Origin of the sequence: Alteromonas sp. H39 (genome assembly GCF_047556435.1) — a bacterium.
Classification (GTDB): Bacteria; Pseudomonadota; Gammaproteobacteria; order Enterobacterales; family Alteromonadaceae; genus Alteromonas.
This window is the reverse complement of sequence record NZ_CP180210.1, coordinates 292276-314703: the sequence shown is the minus strand read 5'-3', so window position 1 is coordinate 314703 and position 22428 is coordinate 292276. Positions and strand designations below refer to the sequence as shown.

Genomic DNA, 22428 nt, shown 5'->3' with positions numbered 1-22428 from the left:
TTACTCTACATACAACCAGTCAGCCATTGTTGCGCGGCTCTGTTCCATTTGTTTACTCCAGGTGCCGGCGCCGACAATAGTGGGTTTTAACAGAATAATTAGCTCTTTTTTGGTTTCCTGCTGGCGCTTGTTAGTAAAGAGCTCGCCTAGCAGAGGGATATCGCCAAGCAGTGGCGTTTTGGACACCGTATCACCCACGGTGGTCTGCATCAGTCCGCCAATCACCACAATTTCACCGGACGCGGCGCGAATAATGGTGTCGGATTCACGGATTGTGCTTTGCGCCAGTGGCAGGACAATTTGCTCCTGATTCAGCGTCACGACTTTTTGTTGCTCCTGGGTTTCGATCACCGAGGGGTGAACATGCAAAAGCACGCTGCCGTTATCATCGATTTGAGGTGTAACATCCAGCGCGATCCCTGAGAAGAATGGCGTAAGCTCGATATTCGGCACCACCGACGTAGTCGTTGATGTAATGGTATTCTGACTGGAAACTTCGGTGACAAAGTATTCATCATCCCCCACCTTAATTACCGCTTTCTGATTATTGATCGCCGTAACGCGGGGGCTGGACAGCACCTGCACATTGCCCTGTGTAGACAGCAGTGACAACATGCCGGAAAAATCTTCATTTAAAAATGACAGGGTAGTAATACCGCCAAGAGTGGAAGTAATGTTATTCCCCAGCGTCGCGGCAGTAGTGGATAACGAAAACTCGGTACTGCCGGTAGCCACTATATCGTTCCAGTTTATGCCTTGCTGGTAATCGTCATTCAATATCACTTCGAGAATGCGCGCTTCCAGAATCACTTGCTTTTGCAGATTGGTTTCAGACACATTCAGAAAATGCTTTATCTCCTGAATTTCAGAAGGCATCGCACGCACGGTTACCAACCCTGCCTGTGGCGTAACAAACACAGCACGACCGTTTTCGGTGCCGATCATGGCCTCCAGGCTTTCCTGTAGATCCTCCCAGAAATTGGTTTCGGTGCGGGTAGTGATGCTGGTGCCGTTAGCGTTGTTGTTCATCTGGTTTCCCAGATTATTGCTGTTTTGCGAGTTGCCGCTGAAATTATTAAACGGACTGTTGCCAGCGTAGCCGTTATTATTGTCCTTTTGCGACACACCACCGGAAATAATGCTGGTTTGGGTAGAGCCATCCCGCTTCATCAGCAAATAGTTCACCGGAAACGTCTCTGTTCGCATGGTTGCCGGGCGAACACGATAAATAGTATCGGAGCGGGCAATATCGTAACCATAGAGCTCGCTGACCAGCGACATGATTTGCTCCATCGTGACCTGCTTCAGGTTCAGGCTGATATCACCGGTAACCTCAGGATGAATAGCCGCACTGTAAGGCGTGTCATGAACAAGGCCGGTAAAAAAGGCTCTGACATCCACATTCTGTGCGCTGACATCGAACTTTTGCGGGCCGAATAAGTCGGCATCTGCGCCAGATTGCAGCGGCGCATTGAGCGCGGCAGTTACCGCCTGTGGCATGTCCTGAAGAGCAGTACCGGCATTGCGCAACTCCTGTTGCTGTTGTGCATCGCGCTGTTCACTCAAGTCCTGCTCGACGGCGGAACGTTGAGTTTCGTTGGAAGATGACGTCGACTGACAGCCCGCCACGCTGATTACTGCAGCAAGTGCAAGCAGATATCTGCCTGTATAGCCCATCTTAAAAATCCTCTGAGGCATCGCGTTTCACTGACGCGTGAGGAGAAAGTCGCAGAACGGTTTCCCGCGTTTCTCCCTGTTCTTCTATTAGCATTACCACTGAGTCAGGCCCGATTTCGGACACCATGGCATTCGACAAACGGCTACCGACCGTCACCACTTGTTTATTGACAATTGCCTGACTTCGGTCAGTTGAATAAAAAATCGCATTCAGCATAAACCGGCTGGCAACTGGCGCCGCAATGGCTTCGGAATTGCCAGTCACGGCAAATTTACCAGGACGTGTGGGATCGCGCTCCTGCTGTGCGACGACCTGAGTCGCGAACAGCATTATTATTATCACAACCAATACCACGACTTTACTCAACACCAATAAACGCCTTCTCTGTGCTTAAGGTATATACTTCAATGGTAACCCTTGCATCCGGGTACTCTTCTACATTGTAAGCCATTGAACGCCAATAAAGTTGGGAGGTCAACTTCTCAAGAGACGCCAGAAAATCGCGCACATCGAAGTAACGTCCCTGGAATGTCAGTGACAGACCATGCTGATACACAGCAACGCCTTCCATGTCGGGCTTATCGGCAAAAATATTCGTAGGCGTAAGTGAGCGCATTTCAATGAGCGTTAAACCACTGGCCCGGGAAAACACGCCCTCAATCAGCCCTGGCATCTGCTGTGGTAACACCAGTTCGCCAAGCTCAGCAGCAAAGGTAGTTTGCAGCTGTTCATATTGGCGTGTCAGAATTTCAAGCTGACGCTTAAGTTCAAGATCAGGATCTTCGTTCAGCGCTTGCCTGAACGCGGCCTGCTGCTGCACCAGCGACTTATTCCGCTCCTGCTCAATCTGCAGTGCCTGCTCGGCACTGGTTATCGCTTTGACGGCCGGCTCTATCAAAAAGGTCAGGCACAACATGAAAACCACCACCACACCGGCAGCCAGTATCAGGCCTTTTTCACGTACAGACAATGCCGCAAATTTCTCAGCCGTGGTAGGTTGACTCATCGCTTGCCTCCCTTCGATTGTCCGGCTTCCTTTTCCTGACGTTGTGCTTCAAGAGTAAACACCAAGGCATCCTCTTCTCGCATCACGCTGGCAGAATCAAAGGTGCGACCGGAAAAAGATTGGGTCTGGGCAAGTCGTGTCAGCCATTGCGGCATGGCTTCAGGTTGCGAGACCTGTCCCTGCAACAACATCATCGATTCTGAGACCGCCACAGACTGAAGCCAGATATCTGGCCGGCTTTGCGCGGCCAAATCTGTCAATAGCTGGGCAAACCCGGTATTTCGTATTACTTCACGGCTGGCCAGCTCCTCAAGAAGCTGGTCCTGCTTACTCAGGGTGTTTTTTAGTGTATTCACTTTTGTGGTCAGAACCGGGTCGGGCTCACGCTCGGCCAAGACCGCCTGCATCGCATTGACATCAATCTGCAAACGCTGATTTTCAGAAACAAGCGCCGCGAGGTCCTCTTCCGCTGTAGAAGCCACCGCCGTCATGATCACCCAGGTTATCAGCATGACTGCCAACAGGCCACCGAGCGCCGCTGCCACGCTACTTAGAGACAATAAATCAAGGCGCGGCTGAAACGAGGCCTGATAGAGGTTAATACGATGCTTCATCAGGCTGCCTGTCCATCCGCTTCAGTGGGGTTTTGCGTTTCCCGTAGTGGCACCAACGCGATTCCCAGTGCAGACATGTTCAGCCGTGAGACCGCCAGAGGCTCTTTCACAGTTACCTGCGTATCAATAGCGGCAACATCGGCCGGCACTACCTGATTAATCTGCTGGGCAACAATCGCGGTGTGCGTAGTATCCAAACGAAGCCTGATTTTGCGAACCGGAGACTGGCGCAGCTGACTTTCGAAGTAATCCATGGACCGCTGAATTTGTACGCTCAAGGAATCAATCAATCCCATCTGCAATTCATCTTCAGAAAAGCTGCCCAGGTTCTCAAACCCTTTCAGCCGACGGCTTACATACAAATTGCCGTCTTTGATAATGTTCACAGAGACTTCTTCGCCCGGCTCCTGCACTACCACCATTACAGGCTCGTCTGAATAAGGCAGTAACTCACAGGCAGCAAGCTCGGCCACGCTGATTTGTTTCAGCGCAACACCAGCGTCCAGCATATTCCGACACACGATGCCCACGGCATCATGCGGTATGGCAAACACATTGATTTTTTTGTTTCCGGCAAGTGGCACTGCCAAGTCGGTGTAGTCGAAAACCAACGGTGCATCTGTGCCAACGAGCTCTTTCACGGTGTAAGAGAGGGCGTTTTGCATTTCGCTGTCTTCCACTGCGGGACGGTCAATTTGCAGAAGGTTGTACCAATCCAGAGAAAATGCCACGTAAGCAGGTGTGCCGGACAGGCTGTGGCGCTCGACCCAAGTGCTGAAATGCTTACCCCAGTCTTTGTAAGCGACGGTTTCTTCTGAGGTCACACAAAGCGCGTCCTGCTCTTTTTGAAGCGCGCAGAACGTGACGGTATCAGTGCCAACGGCAACACCTATCGACAAGTGTGCCGACGCCGATCTCCACTTTTGTTTTAGGTAGGCACGCCAACCAATCCGCATAGTAGGTAATGTTTCTTTTATTATTTCCACAATTACAACAGAGTTTTATGGAAAGTGCCAGTAGACTTAGGAAGGATACGATCAGGTCAGTAAGCACCCAGCGAGAGCTGAATAATTCAGGTGCAAAACAGCGCTCCCAGAGAATGGCTGTTGTTCTTACCAGTAAGCTTAACGCCGTTAGTGGCTGCTTTACGACTCGTACTGCCAGCCTTATAACTGAGTGATGTTTGCGTTATTCGCATTGTTGTTAATTGGCAAACCGGCTTGCCGCGTCAGGCGGTTTACCCCCCAGTAGGCGTTGTCTTTCTCGCGAACCAACCATCCCCGCTTTTCCAGCGCCATGCGAATATAACGATTGCTCATACCGTGTCCGAAAACAGCGACTTTTTGCTTACTTTCGACGGTTTCTTCCAGCCAGAGTGCGGCGGTTTTTGCGCGGTGCTTAGCCTCCCGAAAGCTTTCAAAGTTCCCTCGCCATCCCGCCATCCACAACGCGCGATTTAATACCACCCAGTGCCAGGCTCTCAAAGTTATTCCCAACCGGTAATAAGGGATATCCATCTCGTTAAGCAGCGGATTATGTGCATCTATTCGGGTAATACCATACACTTTCGCCGACAGCTGTGCCCGCTTCAAACCGCTGGATACCACGTAGTGAGTGCTGAGGTCATAGTGTTTTCGGGGATAACTGGCGGGATCTAAAGGGGAGTGATTGTAGCGCTTTACCCAGCGGGCAAAATCCCGCGCTCCCATCATGTCGTTCGTAGCAGAGGCGGGCTTTCCATGCCTGATAAGCAGAATTTCCTGTTCCATTGCTTGGGTACTCATATCCTGATTCACTGCTCAAAGGCTAAAAATGGCTTTAACATACATCCCGTGCGACTCCTTCGCGGATGCATACGTTATCGGCTGAGTTTAGCAGCACCAGCAATAAGGCCCTCTCACCGGTGTTTTTTGCCAGTAAGCCGGTGCGCTTACGCTACCCGGCTTTCGCCCGGGGGTAACTCTTCTCCTCAGGGCACTTTCCCACCAGATACCCCGCTAGCCTGGTTCTCTGGGTATCACTAAGCCTAAGCCCCTGTTTGGTGCGACGCCAGAGAATATCCTCTGCGCAGTGCGCCCATTCATACTCACAGAGGTAGTCGACTTCAGCCTGATACAGACCATTGCCAAAGTCAGTTCCCATCTCCTGAATGGACGCTTTATCGGAAAGAAAACGTTTACACAGCACGCCATACTGACGCACATAACGGGCAATCAGTGACTCCGGCAGCCATGGATATTGATAGGTTAGTTCCGCAGTCAATGTGTGCTGACTGCTAAACGAGCCGCCGGGTAATGGCACGGTTTTAGTCCAGGCTTTACCCGCTTTAGGAAAATGTGTTACCAGCGTATTCACCGCCTGCTCTGCCAGTTTTCTGTAAGTGGTAATCTTGCCGCCAAAAATGTTCACCAGTACCGGCGACTGACTGTCGCCAGTCATCACCACTTTATAATCACGGGTAAGCTCCTGGGCCGACGCGTTAGCCTCTTCCAGCAAGGGTCTGACACCGCTGTAGGTATGCACGATATCCTGCTCGGTAATAGTTTTGGCAAAATACGCGTTGATAATGTCTACCAGGTAGGCTTTTTCTTCATTTGAAATGCCTACTGCCGCTGGATCGCCCTGATAATCCTCATCAGTTGTGCCGATCAGCGTAAAGTCATTCTCGTAGGGAATAGCAAACACAATGCGCTTATCTTTGTTTTGCAGAATATACGCTTCCTGTGTGTCATAGAGCCTGGGCACGATAATATGGCTGCCTTTCACCAGCCGCATGGCACCAGGGTTTGGCGTTTCGGCCATACGTTCGATAACCGATACCGCCCAGGGACCGGCAGCGTTTACGATACTGCGTGTCCTGATGTGTGAAATCGTACCGTCTGAATTACGCAGCGTAACCAGCCAGTGTGCACCCTGCTTCTCGGCTTTCACGCATTCCGTTCTGGGTAAAATGGTCGCGCCCTGATCCCGCGCCGCCATTGCATTAAGAACAACCAGCCGTGCATCATCAACCCAGCCATCGGAATATTCAAAACAGGTGGTAATGTCTTTTTTCAAAGGAGCGCCGGGTACTGGTTTCACTTTTCTGGAGCGCGGAAGCACCTGTCTCTTAGCCAGTGAGTCATATAAAAACAGCCCGGCACGAATCATCCATGCGGGTCGTAAATGAGACTGGTGCGGCAACCTGAAGCGCAGGGGCCACATGATATGCGGCGCTTTTGCCAGCAGGACCTCGCGCTCGGCCAGCGCCTCTTTGACTAAACGAAACTCGTAGTGTTCCAGATAGCGAAGACCGCCGTGAATTAACTTACTGGAGGCAGAAGACGTTGCGCCGCCTAAATCCCCCTTTTCGCACAAGGTAACACTCAGCCCGCGTCCGGCAGCGTCCGCTGCAACACCGACGCCGTTGATGCCACCACCAATTACCAGAACATCAATTTGTGTAGTTTGCGTCGACACTGAACTCATAGACTCGCGCTCCATCTGTGGATATTGCTGACTATTTATACGCCAAAATGAAAACATGTCAACAAAAACGAAAATAAACGAACATTCTAAGTCAGACGATTTTCTTATGTTTTGTAGCAGGTCAACATGGCATAACGATGACAAGCACCACGCGATGCCACGTTTCAGAAAACGTGGATTGCCGAGCTGGTATACAGCCAAATGGATTGCATCAGCGAGCAGGGTTTCGCATTCTTCGTTTTTGATACGTTATTCGAAAGCGCCTTACACAGCACCAGTGTGACTGGTACTTCATAAGTTGAGTAATAAATCACCGACGGTGATCATTCATAATTCCGGCAGACACTGAAGTGGGGACTATAAACGACGGGGATTGACCGGATACCTGAATGCACCAGTATCGACGTTTCACCATGCCTTTTCAGAAAGCGATATCAGGCCTTAACGAAAGTAATGTTGTTGTCGTCGATGATCTTCTTGATGGCTGGCGGCGGCGTTTTATCACATACCATGCAGTTAACCTGAGACAGATGTCCCTGCTCGACCATCGCGTGACGTTCGAATTTACTGTAGTCGGCGGCCAGTATTGCTTTACGGGTATGCTTAAGGATAGCCTGGGACACTTTGACCTCACGAAAGTCAAAGTCAAGTAGCGCGCCGTCGGCACTGATACCGCTAATACCGATTATGCCGTAGTCCATCCTGAACTGACTGATAAAATCACAGGTTGCCTCACCAATGATCCCGCCATCCCGGTAGCGAACTTCTCCTGCAGCGATAATGACGGTGAAATCCTCTTTCGCGGACAAGATCGTGGCCACGTGAATGTTGTTAGTCACGACATGAAGATTCTTATGATTCAGTAGTTTAGTAGCTATCATCTCGGTAGTAGTACCGATATTAATAAACAACGACGCACCGTCCGGTATCATTGCCGCAACCGCATCAGCGATTTTTTCCTTTATATGCCGGTTATGATTCTTTCGCTCCTGGTAGGGAGTATTTTCCCAGCTCTTATTGATGCCCGCACCGCCGTGGTAACGGCTCAGCACGCCTGATTCAGCTAACTGATTGAGATCACGGCGAATTGTCTGTGGGGTGACGGCACACTGCTCGACCAGCTCATCAATTGACATAAATCCGCGTTGCGTGATCAGGGTCACAATTTTGTCGTGTCGTTGTGTCTGGTTCATGATTCCGCCAATGCTTACTCTTAATACCCGGTTTTATCAGTGTTAGCCAGCATCGTACGAGCTGCATATCGTGCCTGGCCAGAGAACGATTGCGCTTTCTGAATAATTACATGCGGCGTATACGCCTGCAAAATGATAAGTCTTGCTCTGTATCGCCAACATCCACGGAAGTATACGACATAATATGAACAATATCAGTCACAAAACGAACTTAGAATTTTCGTTTTCGAAAACGGCATATTGTTAATCGGCTGTAAATCGGGCACACTGCTGAAAAATCAATTTTGGAGCCCAGTTGTGAGTCAGCACATTCTCGCTATTGATCAGGGAACCACCAGTTCCCGCGCTATTATCTTCTCTGCCGCCGGCGACATTGTCGCTATCGCCCAAAAGGAATTTCCACAGTCTTACCCCCACGATGGCTGGGTTGAGCATGATCCCGATGCGATTTGGGAAAGTGTTACCGACAGCCTGATAAAAGTATTTGATAAATGCCCGCTGACTGTTGCTGATATTGCCTCAGTAGGCATCACTAATCAGCGCGAAACCACACTGGTGTGGGATAAGAATACAGGTGAGCATATTTATCCGGCCATAGTCTGGCAGGACAGGCGTACCGCGCCACTTTGCCGCGAATTGTCTGAAGATGCCGCCCTGCTTGACTACATTACGCACACCACCGGCCTCTTGCTGGACCCGTACTTCTCGGCCACGAAAATTAATTGGATCCTGGATAATGTAGAGGGCGCACGGGAGAAAGCCGAGGCTGGCGATCTGCTTTTCGGTACGGTTGACAGTTATCTGATCTGGCGGCTCAGCGGCGGGAAGTCCCATGTGACTGACGCCACCAACGCCTCACGCACTATGCTGTTCGATATCCACCAGCAGCAGTGGGATAACAAGCTTCTGAAAACGTTTAACATTCCCCAATCCATGCTGCCGGAGGTACTGGACTGCGCCGCTGACTTTGGCATGATTGACCAATCCATTCTGGGCAGAGAACTCCCAATACAAGGGGTAGCTGGCGACCAACAGGCCGCATTGATCGGACAAGCATGCTTTGAGAAGGGCATGGCGAAAAGCACTTATGGCACAGGCTGCTTTATGATTCTTAACACCGGGGACGAGCCGTTAATGTCAGAGAACCGGTTATTAACTACCGTTGGTTACCGGCTTGATGGTAAAACGACGTACGCGCTGGAAGGCAGTATCTTTATGGCGGGGGCTACTATTCAGTGGCTCCGTGACGGTTTGAAGCTAATTGATAACGCTGCAGAGTCAGAAGCACTTGCACAGCGAGCCCGGCGGGACAATGGCGTGTTTCTGGTTCCGGCCTTTACCGGCCTTGGCGCTCCGTACTGGGACCCGGATGCCCGCGGCGCCATTCTCGGTCTTACCCGTGACACCGGGATCAGTGAAATCGTTGCTGCCGGCCTGCAATCGGTATGTTATCAGACCAAAGATTTGCAGAAAGCCATGGAGAGCGACGGTGCCCGGCCCATGACACTGAGAGTGGATGGTGGCATGGCGAAGAATGACTGGGTGATGGGATTTCTCTCCGATATCCTAGGCGCTGAAGTAGAACGACCGGTAGTGACCGAGACCACTGCACTGGGAGCCGCCTATCTGGCAGGCCTCCAGGCTGGCATTTACGACTCTGTGAATACGCTTTCCCAGAAGTGGCAGTGTGAAACGACGTTCACCCCCCGACTTACCAAAGCAGAGCGTGACAGCGCTTACGACGGCTGGAAATCTGCTGTAGCCCGCATTCGCTGTAGCTAGCAACAAATCAGGCGCGAGCTCTTTTCGTGCCTTTTTTATACAAAAAAATTTTATTATAACATTGTAATTACATTCAATTTATGTGTTAATACGGCTCAACAAGGTAAACGTTTCACCTTTTACCTTGGAAGGGTTTTTCCAGATTAATCAGAAAGTTAAAATAATAAAAAATGTAAATTCTGGACAAAACGGTGTGAAAATTTTGTTAAATAGCTCGTCTGGCAGCTCCAAAAATCACTGATTATTTTAATCAATCAGAACACAAGTTGCCTAAACACACGGAGAAAACACAGTGACACATAAAACCACTAAAGCTCTTGCTATTCCGTTCGCAAAACGTTCTCTATTAGGTGTTGCAATCGCCTCTGCCCTACACGCACCGGCGGTATTCGCACAACAGCCAGCAGACTCAGCCAACGACAATGTCGAAGTGATTGAAGTTCGCGGCTTCACCAGCTCGTTGAAAGCATCTATGTTAGATAAGAAAGCGGCCAGCGTTGTCTCTGACGGAATTACTGCCGAAGATCTGGGTAAATTCCCTGACCAGAACGTTGCCGAGTCGCTTCAACGTATTACCGGTGTCGCCATTGACCGCAGTGGTGGTGAAGGTCAATTCATTACTGTCCGTGGTTTCGGTCCCCAATTTAATACGGTACTGGTAAATGGTCGTCAGATTGCGACTGAAAACCAGGGCCGCGAATTTTCGTTCGATACCTTGCCAGCTGAGCTGATTAGCGGTGCAACGGTTTATAAAAGCCCAATGGCATCCATGCAGGAAGGCGGTATCGGCGCAACGGTAGAAGTCACTACCGCACGTCCGCTGGATTTTGATGGCTTCAAAGCTGCTGCCAGCGTCAAAGGCATGTACGAAGATATTTCAGAGGAAACAACGCCGCAGCTATCTGGCCTTGTTTCTAACACTTTTGCTGATGGCACCATTGGTGTCCTTGCTTCTGCCTCATTCCAGCAACGAAAAGCACAGACCAACATGCTGGAAACCCGCTACTGGCGTCCGGGCGTAAGCCTGACTAATCGTTCAGAGCTGGATAATCCTGCCTTTGACGACAACGCACAATTTAATAATGTGTTCGTTCCACAGAACTTTGACCAGATTGTTGACCTGGTAGATCGTGAACGTACCAGCGCCAATCTGGTTTTCCAGTACGCACCGAATGACCAGATGAAGCTGACACTGGACGGTCTGTACTCTCAGTTTGAGGTTGATTCAGACGCGCACAGCGTGGGCCACTGGTTCTCAGACAGTAACCTGGATAACCTGACGTTTACAGATCTGGGCAGTGTCGAGAGCCTCGACAGCACACTGGTTGATGGTGTGGGTGGTGCCACGGACTTCATTCGCAGACGCTTCGGACGCGATGTTGAAATTCAGGCTTTCGGCGCAAACTTCGAGTGGCTGGTAAACGATTCACTGACAGCGGTATTTGATGTCTCGACCTCTACGGCAGAAGACAGCTCAGGTGGTAACAACTTCTTTACCGTTGTCGGTTACAACAATGCTTACAGCGTAGATTACTCTGGTAACACACCTACCTTAGAGGTAAATGGTGGTAATGAGGCGCTGCTGGATCCTTCTCTGGGTCGTTTGCATTACAACGAACGTAATGGCTTCGACACGGAAGATACTATCAGTGAATACCGCGCAGATTTTGAGTGGATCCCAGAAACCATGACGGCGTTTACCCGCATGGAATTCGGTGTGTACTTCCAGGACCGCGAAAAAGAAAACAATCGCCGCTCTTCTGACTCTTGTAGTGTGTACTGTGGTTACCAGTTCGACCTGCCAGATGAACTGTTGAGTGTGTTTACCGCGGAAAATTACTTCGGTGGCGTGCCTAATCAGTGGCTGACTTACGATCCGGAAGAATACTTTGCCTATGCGATGTCAGATGAAGCCGCTCAGCAAATTGCAGATGCTACTGGTCAGCCTTTCGATGATGTGCGCGCCGCGCTTGATGCCACAAGTCTGAACAACCCTTCAATTGCCAGCGATTCTTTCGCTGTTAAAGAAGAAGTATTAAGTGCATATATGCAGTTTTTCTTCCAGACAGAAGTCTCTGATATGCCATTAGACGTTAACTTCGGTATTCGCTACAGCGAAACCGATACCAGTGTTGACGGCATTGGACGCGTGCTGCAGGATATCCAGCCAGTACCGAACGACCCCTCTGATCTGGATACGATCTACGCTACTGATACCGGTACGCCTGTCCGTTCGTCAAACAGTTACTCTAACCTGCTGCCAAACCTGAACATCAAGCTGTCATTAACCGACGACTTATTGTTGCGTTATGCTTATTCACAAACGCTGACTCGCCCTACCATGGGAGATTTGGTGCCCGTGTTTAACGTAACTACAGCACGTCCGGGCAACCTGCAGGCCCAAGCCGGTAACACCGAGTTGAAACCGTTCCTGTCAACTAACTGGGATATTTCACTGGAATACTACTATGCAGATACCAGCTACCTGGCTGCTGCCGTATTCCAAAAAGAAGTGGAAGACTTCATCGTAGCGACAGTGCAGGCGGAAACGCAGAATCTCGACTCAGGTTCGTATGAATTCAACGTACGTCGTCCACGTAACGGTGAAACAGCCAATGTCGACGGTATCGAGCTGGCATGGCTGCATACGTTTGAAAACGGCTTTGGTATCCAGGCTAACGCGACTATCGTTAACAGTGATGCAGAGCTTGACCGTGACGATACCTCTCAGGTATTTGCGCTGGAAGGTCTTGGCGACTCACAAAACCTGACCGTGTTCTATGAAATGGATGGCTTCCAGGCACGTGTTGCCTATAACAACCGTGAAGGATTCATGCAGGACGTAGTTAGCCCGTTAGGCGGTGTTGAGCCTCGCTACACAGAGACCTATGGTCAGGTTGATGTCAGCGCGAGCTACGACATCGATGAAACCTTCACTGTGTTCTTTGAAGGCATCAACGTGACGGGTGAAGAACTTCGTCGCCACGGCCGCTACGAAGAGCAGTTCGTGCAGTTGGTTGACGATGGTGCGCGATATGCTGTGGGCGTACGTGCCACTTTCTAAACGAAAAATTAGGGGAGCGTGATGCTCCCTTTTTCTGTAATTTAAATTTACTCATTATTGCCAACATGGCGGCTGTACCGCGTCATTTGTGACTACAGGCAGCACGTGTAGTAAAACATGCATACTGCTGCACCCTGCCGGGTAACCGGCTTTGATGGACCGCACAGAAATAACATGTTGGCAGACGGGGGGCAGATGCCTCCTTTCGTGTTTTTATCCAGGAGTACTGTGTGTCAGGTAGTTATATTCAGATCCTCGTTTTTGTCATCATCACTGCATTCATCGGCCTGCTGACTTATCTGAAATGTCGCGGACACGGCCACAGCAAAGCCAGTGAGAATAAAGAATATTTCCTCGCTGGTGGCGGTCTTACGTGGATCTTCGTTGCCGGCTCCATCACATTGACGAACCTCAGTACCGACCAACTAGTAGGCATGAACGGTAATCAGATGGCTTTGCTGGCGTGGTGGGAGTTTGCGGCAGTAATCGGGCTTATCATTCTGGCAAAAATTTTTCTTCCTGTGTATTACCACTACGGCTGTACCACCACCACCGAATTACTCGAAAAGCGCTACCAGAATAAACATATTCGCGCCCTGATTGGCCTGCTTTTCTTTCTTGGAAACAGCCTGATCTTTATGCCTTCTGTTATCTATTCGGGCTCACTGTTTATGATCAACATGTTTGGTCTGGATATCCCTTTGATGTCAGTAGCAATCGCTTTTGCCCTGATTGGCGCCTTATACGCTATATTTGGCGGGCTACGCGCCGTTGCAGTATCAGATACCTACTCGGGCGTATTGCTGCTGGTAATGGCCATCGTTGTGGTGATTCTGGCCTTATTCGCTATCGATTTTGATTTCTCAGGCATTCCTGCCGACCGGCTTACCCTTATTGGTGATAATGACTCACCGCTTCCATGGCACACCCTGCTCACCGGCATGATCTTTATTCAAACCTTTTACTGGAGTACCAACCAGACCATAACGCAGCGTGCGATGGCCGCCCCGAATGTTAAAGAGGCGCAAAAAGGTGTCTACGCCGCAGCGATTATCCGTTTTATTATTGTGCCGTCAATTATCGTTGTGCCGGGTATTATTTCTTACAAACTCTACGGCGACATTAATGATGCTGCCTACGGCACTCTGGTTGGTGACGTGCTACCGGACTGGCTTTCCGGTGTGTTTGCTGCGGCCCTGGCGGCAGCGGTACTTACCACCTACAACAGTAACCTGAACTCGGCGACAGCCCTGTATGTGTGCGATATCCACGAAGCCTATATTGACAAGTCGCCGAAAGTGGCACGTCTGGGTGGCATCGTTACCGCTATACTCACCGTAGTATCACTGCTGATGGTACCGGTATATGCGCAGGCAGAAAGTATTATCAACCTGCTGCAGCAACTATACGGCCTGTTAAGCATGCCGATATTGTCTATTTTTATCGTGGGTTTGCTGTTTAACAACGTCAATCCTTATGCAGGCATCATTGCGGTTATCTTTGGCGTTTTACTTTACGCTTTCTTCAGTTTTGTCTATGCCCCGTTTGATCTGCACTATATTCACCTGATGCTCGTTACTCTGCTCTCATGCATTGCCGTGGCGCTGGGTACCAACCGGCTGGCCTTCAGGCAACGTGCACAGTGGCGGGGTCGACTGGTCGACTAAGCAGCCACCAGAGAATCGCGTTTTCATTATAATGTCGCAGGGCGTGTTGAATACCATACCCCCTGCTATCACAAGTAAACTTTTCACCTCCGCGCTGCCGAAAACAGCTTTCAGAATATCGTTTCGACGGCGCGGAAAGATTGAGGTCTTTCATGTCCAGAGTTCCTGAATTTGTCAGCTTACACAACCGTTCTACCAGCCTGATCATTGATTGCCGGGGTCAGTCTCCGGCGCTGCTTTATTACGGAAGTAAACTGCACGATGACGAGAGTGCCGCGATGATTGCGCTGCTATCTACCCGTCAGGAAGCGAAATGTTCGCCGGCCGCAGAACCGCCGTTGTCACTCACGCCGACGTATGGTGAAGGCTTCACCGGTGCACCAGGCATAGAGCTAAGCGGTAGCAGCGATCAATGGGCAGCCGGATTTACCCTGACAACTATTGACCGTAGTGCAGACAAACTGGTCTTACATTGTGAAGATATCACTCGTTCACTGGAGCTTATTCATACCATCACTCTGGATGAATACGCCCAACTTGCCACGTTCACTACCAGCGTAGTTAACAAACACGACGAGGCTGTCCAGCTAAACTGGCTGGCCTCCGCCACGCTGCCACTGGCTGACGATATGACTAAACTCAGGGCGTTCGAAGGACGCTGGTCCAGTGAGTTTCAGACCCAGGATCACGATATTTTCATGGGCAGTTACGTACGTGAAAACCGCCGCGGCAAAACCTCTCATGATACCTTTCCGGGTTTTGTTACTTACGCCGCTCACACCGCTGAGCAGCATGGCAGCTGTTATGGTTTTCATCTTGGCAGCAGCGCCAATCACCGTTCACGAGTAGAACTGATGGCGGACGGCCGCGCTTATGCGCAGGCGGGCGAGCTGTTGCTACCCGGGGAAGTGGTTCTTGGCAAAAACCAGTCCTACACGTCACCCACACTCTATGTTGGCTTCAGTGATGAAGGTTTCAGCCACCTTTCTCGCCAGTTCCACCATTATGTGCGTGCCAATGTTTTAAATCATACTCCTGACAGCAAACCCAGACCAATTCACTACAACACCTGGGAGGGGATCTATTTCGATCACAAGCCGGAAACCTTAATGGAGTTGGCCAGTAATGTGGCGCCGCTGGGCGTTGAGCGTTTTGTTCTTGACGACGGCTGGTTTAAAGGGCGGCGTTCCGACAAAGCAGGGCTGGGTGACTGGCAGGTCGATAAAGATGTCTACCCGAATGGCCTGCAGCCGCTGATTGACCATGTACTGTCGCAGGGAATGGAATTTGGCATCTGGTTTGAACCCGAGATGGTAAACCCGGACAGCGACCTGTATCGTGCCCATCCTGAATGGGCGCTGGCTGTAGATTCGCAACCTCAGGTTCCTTTCAGAAATCAGTATGTGCTTGATTTAACTAATCCTGAAGTAGTGGAATATTTGTTCTCGCAAATCGATGACGTGATGAAAACGTATCCGGATATCACCTATATCAAGTGGGATATGAACCGGGATGTGAATCATCCGGGTAACCTTGCAGGACGCCCTGCTATGCATCAGCAAACCCGAGCACTTTACACACTCATTGACCGGGTTAAGCAGGCACATCCGCAACTGGAGATAGAAAGCTGTTGTTCAGGCGGCGGACGTATCGACCTAGGCATTCTGCAACACACTGATCGTTTCTGGACGTCTGATTCCAACGACGCATTAGACAGGCTCAGCATTCAGCGCGGTTTTAGTTTCTTCTTTCCACCGGAAGTGATGGGTGCGCACGTCGGCCCTCGTGACTGCCATATCACAGGCCGTCGCATTTCCATTGAGATGCGTGCTGCTGTGGCGATGTTTGGTCATATGGGTATGGAAATGGACCCTCGCGAGCTGACCCCGCATGAACGTCAGGTGCTAAGTGATGCGTTCGCCATTTATAAACAGCATCGTACGCTGATCCATAGCGGCGATCTCTTCCGCTTTGATGACGATGGGCTGAATATTAATTTCGGCGTGGTGGCACAGAATAAATCTCAGGCGTTATTCGCCTATAACAGTGTGAAGGAGACCGTCAGAACGACACCGGGTAAGTATCGCTTCACCGGGCTGGCGAAGGAAAAAAGCTATAGACTGACACGTATCTGGCCTACCGAAATCAAAGAGTACTCACCCTCTGTACTAAGTAAAATAGAAGGTGAGGTATTCACAGGGGAAGTTCTGACAAAAATCGGTGTGCAGTTACCGGTGCTGTTCCCGCAAACCTCACTGGTCTTTAAACTCGAAGAAGCCTGATTGTGGCTGGCCTGACGCTACCCCTCAGACAGCTGCCAACGGCCGGGACTTACCGGCCGTTGGTATCAAAAGGTTGCCCGCTTTATTTTTCAGCCTGTGCGTTTGCTTCGATTGTCAAACCTAATGCGTAGCGGTTATCAAAGCCTTTCCATGGCGCGGGTACTTCACCGTCTACAGGTGATTGCGCACTGGAGCCACGTACGCTCAGATACTCACAGTCATCGCGACGCGCTTTCACGTAACAGTTCATCATTGCCAGAGCAAAGTGCTTATTGATTTCATTCAATGACTGCGTCCGCCAGGCGGGCTCATAGTAGTGGCCCAAATCCAGCTCTGACGCCATCGCTTCCATCGGTGCAGGGTGAGGCGCGATGTTATGTCTGGCGTTATTGATGGTAAGTAAATACGCCGGCGTACCGGTAGTGTTTTCATATAACCACCGGATCCCCTGATAACCTGAAATGTCATCATATTCCCCCCCAACATAGAGGGTCGGAACCTGAATTTTCTCCATCGCCGCTTTGTCAAAAACCGGAAACTGGCCGCCCCAGGGTGCCATCGCTACCATGGCTTTCCAGCGCGGGTCGGTATCATCAGATGTCTGCATACCTGCCGCACAGGTATTAAGTTGTGCACGTACCGCTTTTACGGCTTCTGGCGCATCCATCCCGGTAAGTCGTTTTACGGCAGCCTCGCTGAAGTCGAAACAGCCCCCCACCGTATTGACTGCACCAAAGCCCCCCATGGAGTAACCGATTAACCCTGCGGCGTCTTTGGCGACTGCATCACGAAAAGCCGGATGATTTTGGACGGCATTCAGTGCCTGTTGCTGATCCCGCGAGCGGTTAAGTAAGGTGCCTGGAAATCCCGCGTAGGGAGCGTTTTTCATATCGATATCGGCATTGGTTGATCCGGTATGATCGATGCCAGCCACAACATAGCCGTGTGATGCCAGATGTTCACCCAGATAGTACATAATCGTACGGTAGCCAGTATAACCGTGCGACAGGATCACGACAGGATAAGACGTTTCCGAGGACGCGATTTCCGCATCCCGGTAAGCATTCCCCTGTAATGCAAAGGGCTTTCCTGAGCGCGTCTGGTTTTCGTATATGGCTTGATTTGTCGTTGCCTGTGCCGGGTACCACACTTGAAGCTTCAAATGTCGTTGCGCTGTATTTCCTGCCAGATCCAGCGGTTGTTTACCGATATTTACATCAATGGTTTTCACACCTACGGAAAATGTACCGGCTGCACTCAACTCCGGTAATACCTCGTTGCTTATCGGTAAATACAACGATTGTGGCAAAACTTCAGCTGCCATCGTACTGCTAATTACCGCATTCAGCGTTAACAGCAACGATAACGCTGACAGGCACTTTTTCATTTTCATTATACAAGTTCCTTATAACACACCAGCAAGGTTAAACGATTAACCATTATTCTAAAAAGGACTACTGCCACTTTTCCCTATAAATTAACAATTATTGGCGACAACAATGCAATGACAGCTAGCAATAAATACAGGACGAAGAGGCCAATAAAACTATTTTGTAAACGTTTTACCCATGTTAACATCAATATAACGATGCAGTCACATAAATAAGGACTACTATGAAATGCCACCTGTTGCGTGCGCTGCTGCTTATTACTTTTTTCTCGGGAGTCTCTACTCCCGCCCTTGCAAAGGAGACCTCCATGTCTAAGCCTTACTGGAACGATGTCGGCGTGTTGTCAGAAAATCGTCTCCCGCCCCGCTCTCACTTTTATGCCTTTTCGAAAGATCCGGGCGAGTTTCAGTATTTGCCTTGGGAGAGTAGCGATTATTTCAGTCTGAACGGCGAATGGCAGTTCACGTTGCTCCCCGATGCATTGAACACTGACGAAAGCTTTACCCAGCCAGATTATGATGCCAGCGAATGGGGTGCCATTCAGGTTCCTGGCAACTGGGAGATGCAGGGCTACCACTTTGCCAATTACGTGAATATGTGGGCCGACTGGACCGATAAGCAGGAGCTGGGCGAGATTCCCGGCGAGAACAACAAAACCGGCCGCTATCGTAAAACCATCACGTTACCGGAAGGCTGGAATGACGACCGCGTGGTGCTTTACATCGGCGCGGTGAAATCAGCGATCAAAATTTGGGTAAATGGTCAGTATGTTGGCTATTCGCAGGACAGCAAAACGGCGGCGGAGTTTGACGTTACCGAATTTGTTACTACCGGCGACAATACCATCGCCTTTGAAGTGTACCGCTGGTCGGACGGCTCTATCCTTGAGCTTCAGGACATGTGGCGCCTAAATGGCATCGAGCGTGATGTTTATCTTTATCGCACGCCGAAAACACATATCGCCGATATTCACGCTAACGCGACACTGGATGACAGCTACCAGAACGGGCTGTTAACCCTGAATGTGACAGGCGCAAACGCGACAAAAAGCGGTGCTGAACTGCAGGCCACGTTATTCTCTCCGTCAGGAGACACTGTCTGGGAAGAAACCCAGTCGCTTGCTCAGGCAACCACCTTCACCCACGACGTGGCAGATGTTGAAGCCTGGAATGAAGAATCCCCGACACTTTACCCGCTTCGAATTACGCTTACCGGTGCCGATGGCAAAACCAGTCAGGTAGTCTGGCTGCGTGCGGGCTTCCGTCGCAGCGAATTAAAAGATGGCAATGTGCTCATTAATGGCAAGCCGGTGTTGTTTAAAGGCGTGAACCGCCATGAGCACAGCCCGGAAACCGGTCACGTGATTACGCCTGAATCCATGCGCGAAGACATGGCACTGATGAAAAGCCTGAATATTAATGCCGTGCGTAATTCCCATTACCCTAACAATCCTTATTGGTATGCCCTTGCTGATGAAGTAGGCATGTACATGGTAGACGAAGCCAATATTGAATCACACGGTATTGGTGTGGCCAACCAGGGGCATTTCTATGAGCAGGCGAAACACATGGTATCGCAGCCAGAATGGAAAGAGGCCTACGTGGATCGCGTACGCAATATGTACGAGGCCAGCAAAAATCATGCATCGGTGGTTATTCTGTCTTATGGTAACGAAACTGGTGATGGCCCGAATACCGAAAATCTGTACCACTGGCTAAAAGAGCGCAGTTCATTACCCGTAATGTCTGAACAGGCGCAAATGCGCCCGCATACCGATATGTATGCCCAGATGTATGCCACTATCCCGCTGATGGAGCATTTTGTGGAACTCGGCAGCGACCGTCCCATGATTTTGTGTGAGTACGAACACGCCATGGGCAACTCGGTAGGTAACCTTGGCGATTACTGGGATCTCATCCGCAAGCACGACTCGCTGCAGGGCGGCTTTATCTGGGACTGGGTAGACCAGACCATCACGGCGACCACTGAGGACGGCACGACGTATCAGGGCTATGGCGGCGACTTCGAGCCCGAAGGCGTGCAGCATGACGGTAACTTTTCTGCCAACGGCGTGTTGACGGCCACCCGTGAACTTCACCCCCATGCACATGAAGTTAAGCAAGTGTATCAGGATATCGAAGTCACCACCGACGCGCCTGAAAGTGGTGAAGTTACTGTGTTCAACCGCCGCTTTTTCACTGACCTGTCTGATCGCGAACTGGTGTGGACATTACTGGAAAATGGCAACCCTGTGCAGCAAGGCAACGCGATAGCATTATCGGCAGGCCCCCGTACCTCAGAGCAACTTACGCTGCCAATTGATAGCAAAAAACTGATTGCAGGCAACCGCTACCATCTCACCGTTAACATTCAGGCGACCAAAGACAGCTTTGGCATTGTGAAAGGGGAAACGGTAGCAACCAACCAGTTTATGTTGCCATATACCGCCAAGGCAGAGGCTCGGAAGAGTATTTGTGACAATGCGTTCTCTCAGACTGACAGCACAATGACAGTCGCAGCGGGTAATAATCGCTATGTGTTTAATAAAGATACCGGCTGGTTATCTGAGTTAAACGTGGACGGCGGCAACGTGTTAGCAGAACCTGTTGTGCCCTGGTTCTGGCGGGCTCCAACGGATAATGACTTCGGTGAAGGCTTCCCGGAAAAAGCCAAAGTCTGGTTCAATATCCATGAACACGCAGAGCTTACCGCCTTTGACGTTAAACAAAACGCCAACGGCACGGTGTTGTTCACTGAACATTTCCTCAAGCCGGTAGAAGCGCGTTATCAGACAACCTATCAGTTTGCTCAGGACGGTAGTGTGAAAGTGGATGTGGCTTTTCTTGCTGCACCTAACCACTTCTACCCTGCGCTGCCGCGGTTAGGTCAGCGACTGGTACTCAAAGGCGGCTATGATGACGTTGAATGGTTTGGCCGCGGCCCGCATGAAAGCTACTGGGACAGAAAGCGCTCAGCGCATTTTGGCCGATATCAAATGCCCATTGAGACACTGGGTCATGATTATGTACGGCCACAGGAAAACGGCCACCGCAGTGATGTGTATGACGTAACATTCAGTGGCGACAATGCGACATCGCTGACGTTCGAAGGTGCGCCGTTTATTGGGTTTAACGCCGAGTATCACGATCTTACCGAATACGATACGTTTACTAAGCCCGGCACGCACCCGCACGATATTCCGGTAACCGAAAACCTGTACGTGAATATCGACTACAAGCAACGCGGCGTTGCTGGCACGGATTCATGGATGACACCACCATTGTTTAAGTACACCCTGCCCTGGCGTGATTACTTTTATAGCTTCACGCTGACGCCGGGTAAGTAAAATACCTCACGTCATAGATTAAAACAGAGCCTTGTGGCTCTGTTTTTTTATGGGCTGATTTTCTTACCAATTACATACTCAGGGCTATAACCGCAAAGAACTTGAGTCTGCAAAAAACATTCGCCCTGACCGGCGACAGAAACAAAAAACCCGGCAAAAGCCGGGTTTTGAGAAAAGCTGTGTTTTAGAACGGAATATCATCGTCAAAGTCAAAGTCAGGCTCAGCCATTGGCGGTTGCTTAGGCTGCTGATTGCCGCTTTGCGGTCGACCGCCCTGTGGATTGCCTTGTGGGCCACCCTGGTTGCCGTAACCTCCTTGCTGACCACCACCCTGATTGCTGTAGCCGCCCTGGTTACCCTGTGGGCGCTGCTGATAGCCACCGCCACCACCGGCATTACTACCACCGCCTTCACGGCCGCCCAGCATTTGCATCTGATCAACAATGATTTCGGTTGTGTAACGGTCCTGACCTTGCTGATCCTGCCACTTACGTGTTTGCAGTTTACCTTCAACGTAAATCTGTGAGCCTTTTTTCAGGTACTCACCCGCTACTTCAGCCAGACGACGGTACATAGTCAGGCGGTGCCACTCTGTACGTTCCTGAACCTGCCCTTGTTGGTCTTTCCAGCTTTCACTGGTTGCCAGGCTAAGGTTCGCGACGGCATTGCCATTGGGCATGTACCTGACTTCAGGATCATTTCCCAGGTTGCCCACCAGAATGACCTTATTCACGCCTCTGCTTGCCATTGATGTCTCCTGTCTGTGTTCATGTCGGGGCCGGCTTGTTCACGCCCACCGCCTGTTACGTTATTTACGAGTTCACGAATGTGAAAGTGGATCAGTATACCGCATTTTAAGAAAGCTGAATGCGATTTTTACATACCAAAAACTAAGATGGGAGTCAGATTAACACAAATCAAGGACGCTGTGGGCTGT

At 50.4% G+C, this 22428-nt stretch carries 15 protein-coding genes; 5 read left to right on the top strand and 10 right to left on the bottom strand.

Features of this window, described 5'->3' with window-relative positions; genetic code table 11:
• The 8 genes from mshL to ACLBLI_RS01260 form a co-directional block, all read right to left on the bottom strand.
• Entirely contained in the window at positions 1-1677 is a 1677-nt protein-coding gene (gene mshL / locus ACLBLI_RS01295) for a pilus (MSHA type) biogenesis protein MshL (RefSeq protein ID WP_414829386.1), read from the bottom strand.
• Between the two features lies 1 nt (position 1678).
• Positions 1679-2047, bottom strand: a complete 369-nt coding sequence (locus tag ACLBLI_RS01290) for a hypothetical protein (RefSeq protein WP_414829385.1) — start codon at positions 2045-2047, stop codon at positions 1679-1681.
• Positions 2037-2684, bottom strand: a complete 648-nt coding sequence (gene gspM, locus ACLBLI_RS01285) for a type II secretion system protein GspM (protein WP_414829384.1) — start codon at positions 2682-2684, stop codon at positions 2037-2039. The genes ACLBLI_RS01290 and gspM overlap by 11 nt, the downstream gene beginning before the upstream one ends.
• Entirely contained in the window at positions 2681-3298 is a 618-nt protein-coding gene (locus tag ACLBLI_RS01280) for a hypothetical protein (RefSeq protein ID WP_414829383.1), read from the bottom strand. Before ACLBLI_RS01280 ends, gspM begins: the two co-directional genes overlap by 4 nt.
• Positions 3298-4254: a biogenesis protein MshI gene (locus ACLBLI_RS01275; protein ID WP_414829382.1), complete on the bottom strand. Its 957-nt coding sequence runs from the start codon at positions 4252-4254 to the stop codon at positions 3298-3300. Before ACLBLI_RS01275 ends, ACLBLI_RS01280 begins: the two co-directional genes overlap by 1 nt.
• Before the next feature lie 210 nt (positions 4255-4464).
• Positions 4465-5082 carry a histidine phosphatase family protein gene (locus ACLBLI_RS01270; RefSeq protein ID WP_414829381.1) on the bottom strand — a complete coding sequence of 206 codons (618 nt, stop codon included), beginning with the start codon at positions 5080-5082 and terminating at the stop codon, positions 4465-4467.
• A gap of 151 nt (positions 5083-5233) precedes the next feature.
• Positions 5234-6766, bottom strand: coding sequence for a glycerol-3-phosphate dehydrogenase (gene glpD / locus ACLBLI_RS01265; protein WP_414829380.1), 1533 nt, complete (start codon positions 6764-6766; stop codon positions 5234-5236).
• Positions 6767-7200: 434 nt separating this feature from the next.
• The gene (locus ACLBLI_RS01260; protein WP_414829379.1) at positions 7201-7959 is read right to left on the bottom strand and encodes a DeoR/GlpR family transcriptional regulator; all 759 of its coding nucleotides are present in this window, start codon (positions 7957-7959) and stop codon (positions 7201-7203) included.
• A 297-nt stretch (positions 7960-8256) separates the two neighbouring features.
• Here ACLBLI_RS01260 and glpK point away from each other — a divergent pair, with 297 nt between their 5' ends.
• The 4 genes from glpK (at position 8257) to ACLBLI_RS01240 (ending at position 16754) form a co-directional block, all read left to right on the top strand.
• The gene (gene glpK / locus ACLBLI_RS01255) at positions 8257-9741 is read left to right on the top strand and encodes a glycerol kinase GlpK (protein WP_414829378.1); all 1485 of its coding nucleotides are present in this window, start codon (positions 8257-8259) and stop codon (positions 9739-9741) included.
• A 292-nt stretch (positions 9742-10033) separates the two neighbouring features.
• A complete protein-coding gene (locus tag ACLBLI_RS01250) occupies positions 10034-12805 on the top strand; it encodes a TonB-dependent receptor (RefSeq protein ID WP_414829377.1) in 2772 nt (923 codons plus the stop codon).
• A gap of 230 nt (positions 12806-13035) precedes the next feature.
• Positions 13036-14472 (top strand): SLC5 family protein, encoded by a 1437-nt coding sequence (locus ACLBLI_RS01245; protein ID WP_414829376.1) that lies wholly within the window; start codon positions 13036-13038, stop codon positions 14470-14472.
• 152 nt (positions 14473-14624) lie between these two features.
• Positions 14625-16754, top strand: coding sequence for an alpha-galactosidase (locus ACLBLI_RS01240; protein ID WP_414829375.1), 2130 nt, complete (start codon positions 14625-14627; stop codon positions 16752-16754).
• Between the two features lie 82 nt (positions 16755-16836).
• On the opposite strand, the gene ACLBLI_RS01235 is transcribed toward ACLBLI_RS01240, so the two are convergent.
• Positions 16837-18147 (bottom strand): alpha/beta hydrolase family protein, encoded by a 1311-nt coding sequence (locus ACLBLI_RS01235; RefSeq protein ID WP_414829374.1) that lies wholly within the window; start codon positions 18145-18147, stop codon positions 16837-16839.
• A 305-nt stretch (positions 18148-18452) separates the two neighbouring features.
• On the opposite strand from ACLBLI_RS01235, the gene ACLBLI_RS01230 reads away from it, so the two are divergent.
• Positions 18453-21491 carry a glycoside hydrolase family 2 TIM barrel-domain containing protein gene (locus ACLBLI_RS01230; RefSeq protein WP_414829373.1) on the top strand — a complete coding sequence of 1013 codons (3039 nt, stop codon included), beginning with the start codon at positions 18453-18455 and terminating at the stop codon, positions 21489-21491.
• 184 nt (positions 21492-21675) lie between these two features.
• On the opposite strand, the gene ssb is transcribed toward ACLBLI_RS01230, so the two are convergent.
• Complete coding sequence (gene ssb / locus ACLBLI_RS01225) at positions 21676-22239, bottom strand: single-stranded DNA-binding protein (RefSeq protein WP_414829372.1); 564 nt, start codon at positions 22237-22239, stop codon at positions 21676-21678.
• Positions 22240-22428 lie beyond the last annotated feature (189 nt).